This window comes from Pantoea ananatis LMG 2665 (assembly GCF_000710035.2).
GTDB lineage: Bacteria > Pseudomonadota > Gammaproteobacteria > Enterobacterales > Enterobacteriaceae > Pantoea > Pantoea ananatis.
Genome location: NZ_JMJJ01000004.1, coordinates 695,860 through 709,617 on the forward strand (window position 1 = coordinate 695,860; position 13,758 = coordinate 709,617).

The 13,758-nt window shown below is 55.5% G+C and carries 14 protein-coding genes; 5 read left to right on the forward strand and 9 right to left on the reverse strand.

What is annotated here, in order from left to right; all coding sequences use genetic code 11:
• Positions 1-32 precede the first annotated feature (32 nt).
• The 4 genes from lolC to cobB all read left to right on the forward strand — a co-directional run bounded on the left by lolC (position 33) and on the right by cobB (position 4,129).
• Positions 33-1,232, forward strand: a complete 1,200-nt coding sequence (gene lolC / locus EL29_RS05100) for a lipoprotein-releasing ABC transporter permease subunit LolC (protein WP_014593442.1) — start codon at positions 33-35, stop codon at positions 1,230-1,232.
• Positions 1,225-1,929 (forward strand): lipoprotein-releasing ABC transporter ATP-binding protein LolD, encoded by a 705-nt coding sequence (lolD, locus tag EL29_RS05105; RefSeq protein ID WP_014606120.1) that lies wholly within the window; start codon positions 1,225-1,227, stop codon positions 1,927-1,929. The genes lolC and lolD overlap by 8 nt, the downstream gene beginning before the upstream one ends.
• Positions 1,929-3,173, forward strand: coding sequence for a lipoprotein-releasing ABC transporter permease subunit LolE (gene lolE, locus EL29_RS05110; protein WP_014593444.1), 1,245 nt, complete (start codon positions 1,929-1,931; stop codon positions 3,171-3,173). The genes lolD and lolE overlap by 1 nt, the downstream gene beginning before the upstream one ends.
• Before the next feature lie 122 nt (positions 3,174-3,295).
• Positions 3,296-4,129 carry a Sir2 family NAD+-dependent deacetylase gene (cobB, locus tag EL29_RS05115; RefSeq protein WP_014593445.1) on the forward strand — a complete coding sequence of 278 codons (834 nt, stop codon included), beginning with the start codon at positions 3,296-3,298 and terminating at the stop codon, positions 4,127-4,129.
• 17 nt (positions 4,130-4,146) lie between these two features.
• Here the strand turns inward: cobB and EL29_RS05120 are convergent, their stop codons facing one another.
• Positions 4,147-4,392, reverse strand: a complete 246-nt coding sequence (locus EL29_RS05120) for a hypothetical protein (protein ID WP_162176188.1) — start codon at positions 4,390-4,392, stop codon at positions 4,147-4,149.
• Between the two features lie 128 nt (positions 4,393-4,520).
• Between EL29_RS05120 and pepT the strand changes: the two genes are divergently transcribed.
• Complete coding sequence (gene pepT / locus EL29_RS05125; RefSeq protein ID WP_028715014.1) at positions 4,521-5,759, forward strand: peptidase T; 1,239 nt, start codon at positions 4,521-4,523, stop codon at positions 5,757-5,759.
• A 64-nt stretch (positions 5,760-5,823) separates the two neighbouring features.
• Here pepT and EL29_RS05130 read toward each other — a convergent pair whose 3' ends face one another.
• The 8 genes from EL29_RS05130 to rluE all read right to left on the reverse strand — a co-directional run bounded on the left by EL29_RS05130 (position 5,824) and on the right by rluE (position 13,673).
• A complete protein-coding gene (locus EL29_RS05130; RefSeq protein WP_013025393.1) occupies positions 5,824-6,948 on the reverse strand; it encodes a ribosomal protein uL16 3-hydroxylase in 1,125 nt (374 codons plus the stop codon).
• A gap of 57 nt (positions 6,949-7,005) precedes the next feature.
• Positions 7,006-8,472, reverse strand: coding sequence for a two-component system sensor histidine kinase PhoQ (gene phoQ, locus EL29_RS05135; RefSeq protein ID WP_033765901.1), 1,467 nt, complete (start codon positions 8,470-8,472; stop codon positions 7,006-7,008).
• A 2-nt stretch (positions 8,473-8,474) separates the two neighbouring features.
• Entirely contained in the window at positions 8,475-9,143 is a 669-nt protein-coding gene (gene phoP, locus EL29_RS05140; protein WP_013025395.1) for a two-component system response regulator PhoP, read from the reverse strand.
• Positions 9,144-9,250: 107 nt separating this feature from the next.
• Positions 9,251-10,621 carry an adenylosuccinate lyase gene (gene purB, locus EL29_RS05145; protein ID WP_014593447.1) on the reverse strand — a complete coding sequence of 457 codons (1,371 nt, stop codon included), beginning with the start codon at positions 10,619-10,621 and terminating at the stop codon, positions 9,251-9,253.
• A 42-nt stretch (positions 10,622-10,663) separates the two neighbouring features.
• Positions 10,664-11,305, reverse strand: coding sequence for a high frequency lysogenization protein HflD (hflD, locus tag EL29_RS05150; RefSeq protein ID WP_028715015.1), 642 nt, complete (start codon positions 11,303-11,305; stop codon positions 10,664-10,666).
• A gap of 34 nt (positions 11,306-11,339) precedes the next feature.
• Positions 11,340-12,452, reverse strand: a complete 1,113-nt coding sequence (gene mnmA / locus EL29_RS05155; RefSeq protein WP_014606115.1) for a tRNA 2-thiouridine(34) synthase MnmA — start codon at positions 12,450-12,452, stop codon at positions 11,340-11,342.
• A gap of 39 nt (positions 12,453-12,491) precedes the next feature.
• Entirely contained in the window at positions 12,492-12,965 is a 474-nt protein-coding gene (locus EL29_RS05160; protein WP_019105694.1) for an NUDIX domain-containing protein, read from the reverse strand.
• Between the two features lie 48 nt (positions 12,966-13,013).
• On the reverse strand, positions 13,014-13,673 hold the full coding sequence (gene rluE, locus EL29_RS05165; RefSeq protein ID WP_028715016.1) for a 23S rRNA pseudouridine(2457) synthase RluE: 660 nt from the start codon (positions 13,671-13,673) through the stop codon (positions 13,014-13,016).
• Between the last annotated feature and the right edge of the window lie 85 nt (positions 13,674-13,758).

Below are 13,758 nucleotides of genomic sequence, written 5' to 3' on the forward strand. Positions count from 1 at the left end.
ACTTATTTTCCAGCAACTGCACATTGGATTCCATGTATCAACCTGTCGCGCTATTTATCGGTCTGCGCTACATGCGCGGAAGAGCCGCAGACCGTTTCGGTCGCTTTGTCTCCTGGCTCTCCACCATTGGTATCACGCTTGGCGTGCTGGCAATGATTACTGTGCTGTCTGTGATGAATGGTTTCGAGCGAGAGCTTGAGGGCAACATCCTGGGCCTGATGCCGCAGGCGCTGGTCACCAGCGACAAAGGCAGCATCAATCCTCAACAATTCCCGGCATCCGCTCTTAAGCTGAACGGCGTTAACCGCATTGCGCCGTTAACCACCGCGAACGTCGTGCTGCAAAGCCCACACAGCGTTTCGGTTGGGGTGATGTTAGGCATTCAGCCGGATGAAAAAGACCCGCTTACGCCCTACCTCGTTAACACCCAGCAGACTGTGCTGCAGCCGGGACAGTACAACGTTATCCTGGGTGAACAACTGGCCTCGCAACTCGGCGTCAAACGCGGAGATACGCTGCGATTAATGGTGCCGTCGGTGAGCCAGTTCACCCCGATGGGCCGCGTACCGAGCCAGCGTCTGTTTACCGTCGCCGGAACCTATGCGGCTAACAGCGAGGTGGACGGCTACCAGATCCTGGTCAATCAACAGGATGCCTCACGGATAATGCGCTATCCGGCAGGGAATATCACCGGCTGGCGTCTGTGGCTGGATAAACCGCTGCAGGTAGATACCGTCACTCAGCAACGCTTACCGGCGGGGATGGTATGGAAGGACTGGCGCGAGCGTAAAGGGGACCTGTTCCAGGCCGTGCGCATGGAGAAGAACATGATGGGGCTGCTGCTGAGCCTGATTATTGCCGTCGCTGCCTTTAATATCATCACCTCGCTGGGCCTGTTGATCATGGAGAAGCAGGGCGAAGTGGCTATTCTGCAAACCCAGGGATTAACCCGCCGTCAGATTGTCGCCGTCTTTATGGTACAGGGCGCCAGTGCCGGCATCATCGGCACGCTGCTCGGTGCACTGCTGGGCGTGCTGTTAGCCAGCCAGCTTAACAACCTGATGCCGGTTATCGGCCTGTTCCTGGATGGCGCGGCGCTGCCCGTCGATATTAATATGTGGCAGGTGGTGACTATCGCCTTCAGCGCAATGATTATTGCTCTGCTTTCCACGCTTTACCCTTCATGGCGCGCTGCCGCCGTACAACCCGCTGAGGCTTTACGCTATGAGTAACTCTCCTTTGTTGCAGTGCCGTGACCTGTGCAAACGCTATCAGGAAGGCAGCGTCCAGACCGACGTACTGCGCAATGTGACCTTTGATGTGCAACCTGGTGAACTGATGGCGATTGTTGGCAGTTCGGGTTCAGGTAAAAGTACCCTGTTGCACCTGCTGGGCGGGCTGGATGCGCCCACCTCGGGAGAAGTGGTGTTTGATGGCCGTTCGCTAAACGGGATGTCATCCTCTGCTAAAGCGGAGTTACGTAATCGTGAGCTCGGCTTTATCTATCAGTTTCACCATCTGCTGCCTGATTTCACCGCGCTGGAAAATGTCGCCATGCCGTTACTGATCGGCAAAGTGGCTAAAGGCGAAGCGCAGACCCGCGCGCGCGAAATGCTGGCGGCGGTCGGGCTGGAACACCGTGCGGCGCATCGTCCCTCGGAACTCTCTGGCGGTGAACGTCAACGTGTGGCTATCGCCCGTGCGCTGGTAAACCGCCCGCGCCTGGTCATGGCCGATGAGCCAACGGGTAACCTGGATGCGCGCAACGCCGACGCGATTTTCGAACTGTTGGGTGAACTGAATGTGCGTCAGGGCACCGCGTTTCTGGTGGTGACACACGACCTGCATCTGGCTAAGCGCATGTCGCGGCAGATGGAAATGCGTGACGGCCAGTTAAGCGATCGCATCGTTCTTGCGGGAGCGGTCTGATGGGATCGTCGTTATCGCTGCTGTTGGGGCTGCGTTTTAGCCGCGGTCGCCGTCGGGGGGGAATGGTTTCGCTGATCTCCGTTATTTCCACGATCGGTATCGCCCTGGGCGTGGCGGTATTAATCATTGGCCTCAGCGCAATGAACGGATTTGAACGTGAGCTGAACAAGCGCATCCTGGCCGTGGTGCCGCACGGGGAGATTGAAGCGGTTAATCCGCCGTTTCAGCACTGGCAGTCCATGATTGCGCCGATTGAGCAGGTACCGGGTATCGCCGCTGCGGCTCCCTATATCAATTTTACCGGACTGATTGAAAGCGGCACAAAGATGGAAGCGCTGCAGGTTAAAGGCGTGGATCCGGCGCAGGAACCGCGTCTAAGCGCGCTGCCGCAGTTTGTCACAAACAACGCCTGGGCAAGCTTTGCGCCGGGTAAAAGTCAGATCATCCTCGGCGGCGGCATTGCTCAGGCGCTGAACGTGAAGCAGGGCGACTGGATCACCATCATGATCCCTAACAATGATGGCGAAAATAAGCTACTGCAACCTAAACGCATTCGTTTGCAGGTGAGCGGCATTCTTCAGTTGAGCGGCATGCTGGATCACAGCCTGGCGCTGGTGCCGCTTGCGGATGCGCAGCAATATCTGGATATGGGCGACAACGTCACCGGTATCGCGCTGAAAATGAACGATCCGTTCCAGGCGGCTAAACTGGTGCGGGCGGCCGGAGAAGTCACGCACGCTTACGTCTATATCAAAAGCTGGATCGGCACCTACGGCTATATGTACCGCGATATTCAAATGATCCGCGCCATCATGTATCTGGCGATGGTGCTGGTTATTGGCGTGGCCTGTTTCAACATCGTTTCCACGCTGGTGATGGCCGTGAAAGACAAGAGCAGTGATATTGCGGTACTGCGCACGCTGGGGGCGAAAGACGGGCTGATCCGCGCCATCTTTATCTGGTATGGCCTGCTGGCGGGCTTACTGGGCAGCGTCAGCGGCGTAGTGGTTGGGGTGCTGGTGGCGCTCAACCTCACTTCGCTGATGAAAGGGCTGGAATCCCTGACCGGTCACCATTTATTAGCGGGCGATATCTATTTCATTGACTTCCTGCCGTCTGAATTACACTGGCTGGACGTGTTTTCGGTATTGATTACCGCTATTGTGCTAAGCCTGCTGGCAAGTTGGTATCCGGCGCGGCGCGCCAGTCGTATCGATCCGGCTCGCGTGCTGAGCGGCCAGTAATCAGCTCAGGCGCACGCGCCTGACAGCAGGATGATGTAAACCTTAAACCGACCACCGGGCCTCATCGCCCGCTTTATATTGACCCGCGGTAGCTGCCTTTCGCTACCGCACCAGGAGACTTTATGCGTACACCTCGTCGCCGTTTACGACTTGCCCGCCTGAAGAAAACGCGCAGAAAAGTGCATCAGCGCTTTCGCCAGCGTATTTTCGAACGCGATCGTCAGGCCGAACTGGCGGCGCACCCGTTGCCGAGAATCGTTGTCTTAACGGGTGCGGGGATATCCGCAGAATCGGGAATTAACACCTTTCGTGCCGCTGACGGATTATGGGAAGAGCACCGGGTAGAAGATGTCGCGACGCCAGAAGGTTTCAGACGTGACCCGGCGCTGGTTCAGCGTTTTTATAACGCCCGTCGCCAGCAGCTTCAGCAACCGGAGATCCAGCCCAACGCGGCACATCTTGCCCTGGCGGAGCTTGAACAGGTATTGGGCGATAACTTTCTGTTGGTCACGCAGAATATCGATAATTTGCATGAACGCGCGGGCAACAGCCGCGTGCTGCACATGCACGGCGAGCTGTTAAAAGTGCGCTGCGCCAACAGCGGCCAGGTTATCGACTGGCATGAAGATGTCACGGCAGAAGATCGCTGTACCTGCTGTCAGTTCCCCTCGGTGCTGCGTCCGCACGTCGTCTGGTTCGGCGAAATGCCGCTCGGCATGGAAGAGATCTACCAGGCGCTGGAGCAGGCGAATCTGTTTATCGCCATTGGCACCTCGGGCCATGTTTATCCGGCCGCCGGATTCGTCCATGAGGCAAAACTGCAGGGGGCGCATACGGTAGAGCTGAACCTTGAACCGAGCCAGGTTGGTAACGAGTTTGCCGAAAGCCACTATGGACTGGCCAGCGAGGTGGTGCCTGCTTTTGTGCATAAGCTGCTGCACGCGCTACACAAATAACGCCTTGTGCCACCGGATTAATCGCGGGCTACTCGCCCGCTGTTCATCCAGACACGTTTCCAGCGTCCTTCTGTCCTCCTTCGTTTCAGCGCGATCGCCGCACCCATTTTTTCCGCCCGGTAACCATTGCGTGTCGCCTGTCCGAAGGCTGCCAGCGGCCCCACGCAGACCCGCACAGCGGTCAAAAACAGGCCCAGCTTTAACGCTGCGGGCGACGGCCGTGAAAAGCGTGCGAAAATCGCCGCAAAAAACAGCAGTTGCATGCTTTTTAATGCAATCCGCCATTCTTAATTTGCCGCACAGGGACTAACCTGAAGGATAATGATTTGACGCAACGCGACCGCTTGCTCGTCTGTTAATAATAACGGGCGGCAAATTTTAAGGATGGCATATGAAGCAATTACTCGAACGCTTTTTGCGTTATGTGGCAGTGGAAACTCAGGCAAAACCTCAGGCACGTCAGGTGCCAAGCAGTGAAGGGCAGTGGATTCTGGCCCGCCAGCTGCAGGAAGAGCTGCTGGCGTTGGGCTTTGTTGATGTCAGCCTCAGCGATCACTGCTGTGTGATGGGCACGTTACCGGCAAATGTTGACTGGCCAACGCCGGTTATTGGCTTTATTTCTCATATGGATACCTCGCCGGATTTTACTGCGAAAAATGTCAATCCGCAGATCATCGAAAACTACCGGGGCGGAGATATTGCGCTGGGAAATGGGGATGAAGTGCTGTCACCGGTGATGTTTCCGGTGCTCCATAAGCTGACGGGGCACACGCTGATCACCACCGACGGAAAAACCCTGCTGGGTGCCGATGACAAAGCCGGTATAGCAGAAATCATGACGGCGATGGCGCGGCTGGCAGAGGGCGATATTCCGCACGGCGCGATTCGCGTTGCCTTCACCCCGGATGAAGAGATTGGCCGCGGCACATCGCATTTCGATGTTGAAGGTTTTGCGGCCGACTGGGCTTATACCGTTGACGGTAGCGATGTGGGCGAATTCGAATACGAAAACTTCAATGCGGCTTCGGCGCTGGTGAAGGTGGTGGGTAACAACGTTCACCCCGGCTCCGCGAAAAACGTGATGGTGAATGCGCTGGAACTGGCCACCCGCTTTAACGCCGCGCTGCCTGCCGGAGAGAAACCGGAGTGCACTGACGGCTATGAAGGCTTCTTCCATCTTCACCAGATGAAGGGCACGGTTGAAAATGCGGAGATGCACTACATCATCCGTGATTTCGATACGGCAGCCTTTGAACAGCGGAAAAATACGCTGCTGCAGGTGGCGGAGGAGATCAACAAGGGATTGCATCCGGACTGCTCTGTTACCGTGGAGATCAGCAACAGCTATCGCAACATGCGTGAGAAAGTCGAACCTTTCCCGCATATTATCGACCTGGCGCTGCAGGCGATGCGCGACTGCGGCATCGAGCCGGTGGTGAAACCGATTCGCGGCGGCACGGACGGTTCGTCGCTGTCATGGAAAGGGCTCCCTTGTCCTAACCTGTTTACCGGTGGCTATAACTATCACGGCAAACATGAATTTGCGTCGCTGAATATTATGGCGCAATCGGTTGAGGTTATCGTCCGTCTGGCGGCGCTGGCGGCGCTGGCGGGGCAGAGAAAAGCCTGAATATAAAAGGCCGCGTTGCCCGACAGGGCAACGCGGCCGTTAAAACCGTGGCAACGGCAAGGCGTTATTCCGCGCTAAAGTACCAGTAACCGGCGTTGACCAGCCCGGCAATCTGCGCCAGTACCGCGGGATCGTCCAGCGCATCACCCAAATCCTCAAGCGCGATTTCGTGATTGTGCGCCAGCACAGCCATGACCGCCGGGTGCGCGCATTCAACGCGTTCGCCGTTGATATAGACGGCATTGCCCAGCGTCAGGACGCGTAAGCCGCCAAGGCGCGACAGCACATCGCCCTGCTGCAGCGCATCGTAGATTTCATCGGGCTGATAAGGCGGCTCCGGCGGCGCGACGTCGAGCTCATGTCGGGACTGCGAAATAAACTCACCCAGCCACTGTTCAAAATGCGCTGGCTGATTCACCACATCCAGCATCACCTTGCGCAAGCCTTCGACCTCCTGCGGCAGGATCAGCGACGGGCAGTCACGCGCGGGCACGTCCGGATCGCTGTAACGCAGGCTACCCAGCTCATTCGCCAGCGCGTAATCGGCAAAGCCGCTAATCAGCTCACGCCCGCTGGGCGCGCGGAAGCCCACAGAGTAGTTCAGAGCATTTTCCAGCGAGTATCCTTCGTGCGGAAATCCGGGTGGAATATACAGAATATCGCCCGGCTCCATCTCTTCATCAATGATGGCGTCGAAAGGTTCGACCTGAAGCAGGTCAGGATGAGGACAATGCTGTTTCAGCGGTACTTTTTCCCCGACGCGCCAGCGACGACGGCCGGTGCCCTGAATGATAAACACATCATACTGGTCAAAGTGCGGGCCAACGCCTCCGCCGGGTACGGAAAAGGAGATCATCAGGTCATCTAAGCGCCAGTCCGGCAGAAAGCGGAAAGGGCGCATCAGCGCGGCGGAAGGCTCATGCCAGTGGTTCACCGCCTGCACCAGCAGTGACCAGTTGTTCTCACCCAGGTGATCATAACTTTCAAACGGACCGTGGCTGACCTGCCACTTTTCGTTTTGCTGGCTGACCAGACGGCTGTCGACCTCATTTTCCATAGCTAATCCCGCCAGTTCATCAGGCGAGATGGGATCGATAAAGTTCTTGAAGCCACGCTTCAGCACCACCGGGCGCTTTTGCCAGTAACGCTGAATAAAATCGGGCCAGTTGAGATCGAGCTGATAATCCATAGAGAGATTCCGCTAAGGGCTGTAAATACCCGCAAGTATAACAGCCCGCGGCGTGAACTACTCGCGGCGATGTTCCATTTCCTGCCGCTCAAACACCACTTCCATGCGCGCACCGCCTAACGGGCTACTGGAGGCAATCACCTTACCGGCATACTGTTCGAGAATATCGCGAACTACCGCCAGCCCCAGCCCCTGACCGGGACGTAAGGTATCGGCGCGCTGCCCACGCACAAATATCATATCGCGTTTGCTTTCAGGAATGCCCGGGCCGTCATCATCGATATAAAGATGCAAGGCATGGTCGGTCTGATGGGCGCTGACTTCAATAAATTCCAGACAGTACTTACAGGCGTTATCCAGGACGTTACCCAGCACTTCCATAAAGTCATTCTGATCGCCGAAGAAGGTGGTTTCCGGTGAGATATCCAGCGTGATTTCGACGCCTTTGCGCTGATAAACCTTATTCAGCGCTGAACACAAGCTGTCCAGCAAACCGGACACTGAATGCAGATCGCGCTGTAGCGGATTGTGATCGGCCTGCATGCTGGCGCGGTGCAGGTAATATCCCACCTGCTGCGAAATGCGGCTGATCTGCTCCAGCATAATCGGTTCGGCCTGTTCCACCGTCAGCTCTTTACCGCCGCGCAGAGAGCGCAGGGTAGTTTGCAGCACCGCCAGCGGCGTTTTCAGGCTATGGGTCAGGTCAGCAAGCGTGGTGCGGTAGCGGGTATACCGCTGACGTTCGTTGGTCAGCAGCAGATTAAGGTTACGCACCAGCGAGCGTAACTCCTGCGGCGGATTGTCATCCAGGTTTTCACGCTGTCCGGTTTCCAGCTCGCGCACCTGAAGCGTTAAATGCCCGATTGGACGCAGGCTCCAGTGGGCCGCCAGCCAGAGCAAGGGAACGATTAAAATCAGGTTGGCCGCCAGCACATAGCTGAACCATGACCAGACCACATCGGAATGCTGAAGCTCCTGCGGAATCGTGTCGACCACGACAATGGTCAGCGCGGGCAGATTGGTTGTCGCGTCATAGCGGTTTACCGCTACCGAGTGGGTAAAGGTGTCCTGATCGTCATCGTCATTATCCCAGGCGTGGAGCTGCTGCTGAGCGGTAAGGTTATCGCCCATCGCAGCCCGGCTGGTGCTGTTGTTGGTATCTATCTCATAGAAGTCCGGCTTCAACAGCCATTCAGGTTGGATCTTTTCACGAATTTCCGGCACGTCGCGCTGCTGCCAGAGCAGTTTGCCGTGTTCATCATAAATAAATACCAGCGTTGGGAAATTGAGCATCGTGCGCTCAGGCTGGGCGATGGTGAGCTTATTATCTTTCCACTGTGCAAGGGTGAAAAATAAATTACTTTCTCCCCGCATCACGCGATAGGTATTTTTATCAAAACTTACCACATAGCCAATGACCGCAACCATGCCATAAGAAAGGGAAAGAATTAATACAATAGCGGCGGAAGCCAGTAAGAAGCGCGTCCGCAGCGAAATAGGGCGATAGCGTTTAAACCAGGACATCATCAGAGATCAAAGCGGTAGCCCTGGCCGCGAACGGTAGCGATGACTTCGTCAGAATGCAGCGCAAGAATCTTTTTACGCAGACGTCCCATTAAAACATCGATCGTGTGACTTTCACGTAATTCTGCATCGGGATAAAGCTGCAGCATTAAGGAGTCTTTACTCACCACTTTGCCAGCGTTGCGAATAAGGGTTTCCACAATCGTGTATTCAAATGCGGTCAGCTTAACGGGCTGGTCGTGAATCGTGAGTTCGCGACGGGATAAATCCACCTGAAAGGGGGCCATGGCAATAATCTGCGACGCATGACCGCTGTTGCGGCGCATTAATGCCTGCAGGCGTGCGGCGACTTCCTCAATATGAAAAGGCTTCGTCACATAATCATCCGCACCGGCTTCCAGGGCTTCGACTTTCGCCTGCCAGCCTTCGCGCGCGGTCAGGACCAAAATAGGCTGACGCACGGCGTCATTACGCCAGCGACGAATTAACGACATGCCATCTTCGTCCGGTAATCCCAGATCGACCAACGCAATGTCGGGCAGATGTTCCTGGAGAAAATAATCGGCTTCTTTGGCATCTTCGGCAGCATCAACCTGATGACCCATTTCTCGCAGTTGTACTGAAAGATGGTGGCGCAGCAGGGCATTATCTTCCACAACCAGAACACGCATAGGATTTCCTTTAGCATCAGATCGAAACGAATTTAAACAAGTATAAGCGAAATGAACTAAACAGCAGGTTAACGCAGACCGGCGGCAACCGGTCTGCAGGCAGGATTTTATTTCAGGTCATCAACCATCTGAATCGCGCGACCAATATAATTTGCCGGGGTCATCTGTTTTAAGCGAACTTTTTCGTCTTCCGGCAGCGCCAGGCTGTCGATAAAGGCCTGCATACCGGCCGCATCAACGCGCTTGCCACGGGTCAGTTCTTTCAACTTCTCATAAGGTTTTTCAATACCGTAGCGACGCATAACGGTCTGGATCGGCTCTGCCAGCACTTCCCAGTTATGATCCAGTTCGTCAAGCAGACGATCCCGGTTCACTTCCAGCTTGGAAATGCCTTTCAGTGTAGCCTGATAAGCGATCAGCGCATAACCCACGCCCACGCCAAGGTTACGCAGCACGGTAGAGTCGGTCAGATCGCGCTGCCAGCGGGAAACCGGCAGTTTGCTGGCCAGGTGCTGCATCACCGCGTTTGCCAGGCCCAGATTGCCTTCTGAGTTTTCGAAGTCAATCGGGTTTACTTTATGCGGCATGGTGGAAGAGCCGATTTCGCCCGCGATGGTTTTTTGTTTGAAGTGGTTGAGCGCCACATAGCCCCAGATATCGCGATCGAAATCGATCAGGATGGTATTAAAGCGGGCGATGCAGTCGAACAGCTCAGCAATATAGTCGTGTGGCTCGATCTGGGTGGTGTAGGGATTCCAGGTAATGCCCAGAGAGGTCACAAATTCTTCGCTTAACTGGTGCCAGTCGGCTTCCGGGTAAGCGGCAATGTGCGCGTTATAGTTGCCCACGGCACCGTTGATTTTGCCCAGCACTTCAATCTGCGACAGCTGGCGTAGCTGACGTTCCATGCGGTAGGCCACGTTGGCCATCTCTTTACCCATGGTGGACGGCGTTGCGGGCTGACCGTGAGTACGTGACAGCAGAGGAATGTCACGGTATTCCTGCGCCAGTCCTTTTACCGCGGCAATCAGCTGCTGCCAGTAAGGCAGAATGACATCGCGACGCGCCGTTTCCAGCATTAACGCGTGAGACAGGTTATTGATGTCTTCAGAGGTACAGGCGAAGTGAATAAACTCAGACACCGCGTGCAGCGAAGGCACGTCAGCCACTTTTTCTTTCAGGAAATACTCAACCGCTTTCACGTCATGGTTAGTGGTGCGCTCAATCGTTTTGATGCGCGCGGCGTCCGTTTCATTGAAACTGGTGACAATCCTATCAAGGAAAGCGTTTGCGTCAGCATCAAATGCAGGAACTTCCTTGATCTCTGCGGTCGCAGCCAGTTTTTGTAACCAGCGAACTTCAACCTCAACGCGGAACTTCAGCAAACCAAATTCGCTGAAGATTGCGCGCAGCGGGCTGACTTTATCGCCGTAACGACCATCGACAGGTGAGACGGCGGTCAGAGAGGATAATTCCATCAGTGCAACTCCTGATTCATTTACGGTGTTTGCCCCACTGACTCAGTAAGCCAGTGGCAGGCGGGATAAAAGGGCTTTGGCTTCGCGCAGCAGGCGCTGGCGCGAAAACATCAGCTGCAGTCGGCCTCCGCCGACCTGCTGCCAGAGTACGGCGGCACGAATACCGGCCAGCAACGTGGCGCGAACTTTACTTTGTAACAGGGCATTCTGCAGGACAGCCGGGGAACCGGTAACCTGAATGCGCGGCCCGAGCGGGCTGATGACATCCACATAAATACCGGCCATGGCGCTCAGAATCGTGTCCGATTCCAGTTCGTAGTGCGCCAGTTGGCGATCGAGCTGGCTGATGCGCTGGGCCAGCGTATTCATGGCCTGATTGTTAGCATTCAGTTTGCGCTCCAGCACCATCAGACTCAGCGTATAACGGGTCAGCTCTGCGCTGGCGCCTTTACGGTTGCTGCTGTTCAGCACCGCCATCAGGGTTTCAAGCCCAAGGCGCAGGTTGGCTTCATTGTTGCCGAATACCGCCAGCGTGGAGGTGGGGTTGAGATCCAGCACGCTGCGCAGGGATACCGTCAGCGCTTCAGGCTGACAGTGACCCTGATTGGCTAACTGCTGCACCAGATGGGCAGCCTGGCAAATGCCCGCCAGCGCGAGGGTGATTTCCTGATAGTTTTTTGCCACGGTCACTCCTGTTTACGCGTTATTAGCGCCGGTATTATGCGGCAACCCAAGGCAAACGCTCTTCAATGATGCCGCCACCCAGGCAAACATCGCCAAGGTAGAACACCGCAGACTGCCCCGGGGTGACCGCGGCAACCGGTTCGTCGAACCGGACTTCAATTTTGTCATCGCCTTGCGGAATGATTTCGCAGGGGATATCGGTCTGGCGATAGCGGGTTTTCACCGTACAGCGCAGCGGGGCGCGGAGCGGCTGACGATCGACCCAGTGCAGTTGCTGGGCGATGAGGCCGACCGACATCAGACGCGGGTGATCGCCACCCTGCGCCACGATCAAACGATTACGCGCCACGTCTTTATCTACCACATACCAGGGATCGTCTTTGCTTTCTTTCATACCGCCGATGCCCAGCCCTTTGCGCTGGCCCAGCGTATGGTACATCAGCCCCTGATGCTCACCGACAACCTGGCCATCAACGGTTTCGATTTCACCGGGCTGAGCGGGCAGGTAGCGCGCCAGGAATTCACGGAACTTGCGTTCACCGATGAAACAAATGCCGGTGGAATCTTTTTTCTTAGCCGTGATTAATTCAAGCTCTTCAGCGATGCGGCGGACTTCGGGTTTTTCCAGCTCGCCGACCGGAAACAGGCTCTGGGCAATTTGTTCATGGCTGAGCGTATAAAGGAAGTAGCTCTGGTCTTTGTTTCCATCACGCCCGCGCAGCAGATGGCTGCGGCCGTCACTGTCCTGACGACGGACATAGTGACCGGTTGCGATAAAGTCTGCGCCCAGATCTTCAGCGGCAAACTCCAGAAACGCTTTGAACTTAATTTCTTTATTACACAGGATATCGGGATTCGGTGTGCGACCGGCCTTGTACTCTTCAAGGAAGTGCTCAAAGACGTTATCCCAGTATTCCGCCGCAAAATTCACTTTGTGCAGTTTAATACCCAGTTTGTCGCACACGGCTTGCGCATCCGCCAGATCGTCAGCGGCGGTACAATACTCCTCGCCATCGTCTTCCTCCCAGTTCTTCATGAACAGGCCTTCAACCTGATAGCCCTGCTGTTGCAGTAACCAGGCGGAAACGGAAGAATCGACGCCGCCGGACATCCCGACGATCACTTTTTTCTGGCAGTTATCAGACATCACAAGCTCGCAAAACAATAAAACAGGCGGCGCATTCTATCACGCTGAAGTCGGGTGCGCACCTGCATGAAACGGCCAGTTGAACGGGCTAATCAGGTCTAACGGGTAGCGAACCCCCTGTTGCCATCGACGTACGCTTTCTGCCACCAGCGGCGAACGCAGGTTAGATGCCGTCAGTATCTGCTCTGGCGGCAGCCACCAGCAGCGGTCAATGTCGCTGTCCTGCGGAGCGGTAGGCAGTGGCGCATCCAGATCCAGACCAAACAGAAACCGCACAAAAGGCGTATTATCGGGGGCTATCCACTGGTTGATTCCAATAAAATACTGCACCGCGGCGTCAATTCCTGTCTCTTCAACCAGTTCACGTTGGGCGGCTTCGAGGAGCGTTTCGTCGGCTTCAAGATGACCGGCGGGCTGGTTCCAGGTTGCCACACCGTTCACCTGTTCTTCCACAACCAGAAGTTTTCCCTGTGCCTGAACCAGGCAGGCTACGGTGACATGCGGTTTAAACATCAATCCTCCGGAATTGTTAACTTGAAGTTATGGAAATGATAACAGCATTCAGACTAAGGTGCTGATATCCCGCCATTCGCCGGGGGCCAGATTTTCCAGCTCAAAGTCACCCATCGCATAGCGCACCAAGCGCAATGTCGGGAAGCCAATATGGGCGGTCATGCGTCTGACCTGGCGGTTGCGTCCTTCATACAGGGTGATTTTCAGCCACTGCGTGGGTATCGCTTTTCGCTCACGAATGGGCGGCTGACGTGCCCACAACCACGCGGGTTCTGCTACTTTTTCGATACCGGCTGGCAGAGTAAGGCCGTCTTTCAGATTAACCCCATCCCGTAGGGGCTGCAGATCGCGCTCTTCTGGCGCGCCTTCAACCTGAACATAATAAATCTTGCCGGTACGCTTGCCGGGCTGGGTGAGCGCGGCCTGCAAGGCTCCATCGTTGGTCAGCACCATCAGTCCTTCACTGTCGCGGTCAAGACGACCCGCGGCATAAACCTCGCTCACATCAATAAAATCTTTAAGCGTCCGGCGGCCGGCTTCGTCCGTAAACTGCGGTAACACATCAAAGGGTTTATTGAACAGGAGCACGCGCCTGACGGCAGGCGGCGCTACCGCTTTACGTTGTACGGGGCGAGTTTGTCGGCTGAATCGTTTATTTGGTTGAGAAGTCTGATTAGTTTTTCGCATAAGCTTTGCAGTCTGAAACATTCAGCGCATTATAACGCGAAATTGCGGTGATTGGCGTGGCGTCAATATTCAAGTAGTATTGACGCGCATCTTACAAATCATTAAC

Coding starts and splice junctions, on each gene's coding strand:
- mnmA (WP_014606115.1), bottom strand. CDS start 12,452: ATGTCTGATAACTGCCAGAAAAAAGTGATCGTCGGGATGTCCGGCGGC.
- lolD (WP_014606120.1), top strand. CDS start 1,225: ATGAGTAACTCTCCTTTGTTGCAGTGCCGTGACCTGTGCAAACGCTAT.
- EL29_RS05120 (WP_162176188.1), bottom strand. CDS start 4,392: ATGCAACTGCTGTTTTTTGCGGCGATTTTCGCACGCTTTTCACGGCCG.
- pepT (WP_028715014.1), top strand. CDS start 4,521: ATGAAGCAATTACTCGAACGCTTTTTGCGTTATGTGGCAGTGGAAACT.
- EL29_RS05160 (WP_019105694.1), bottom strand. CDS start 12,965: ATGTTTAAACCGCATGTCACCGTAGCCTGCCTGGTTCAGGCACAGGGA.
- rluE (WP_028715016.1), bottom strand. CDS start 13,673: ATGTTTCAGACTGCAAAGCTTATGCGAAAAACTAATCAGACTTCTCAA.
- lolC (WP_014593442.1), top strand. CDS start 33: ATGTATCAACCTGTCGCGCTATTTATCGGTCTGCGCTACATGCGCGGA.
- lolE (WP_014593444.1), top strand. CDS start 1,929: ATGGGATCGTCGTTATCGCTGCTGTTGGGGCTGCGTTTTAGCCGCGGT.
- EL29_RS05130 (WP_013025393.1), bottom strand. CDS start 6,948: ATGGATTATCAGCTCGATCTCAACTGGCCCGATTTTATTCAGCGTTAC.
- phoP (WP_013025395.1), bottom strand. CDS start 9,143: ATGCGTGTTCTGGTTGTGGAAGATAATGCCCTGCTGCGCCACCATCTT.
- phoQ (WP_033765901.1), bottom strand. CDS start 8,472: ATGTCCTGGTTTAAACGCTATCGCCCTATTTCGCTGCGGACGCGCTTC.
- purB (WP_014593447.1), bottom strand. CDS start 10,621: ATGGAATTATCCTCTCTGACCGCCGTCTCACCTGTCGATGGTCGTTAC.
- cobB (WP_014593445.1), top strand. CDS start 3,296: ATGCGTACACCTCGTCGCCGTTTACGACTTGCCCGCCTGAAGAAAACG.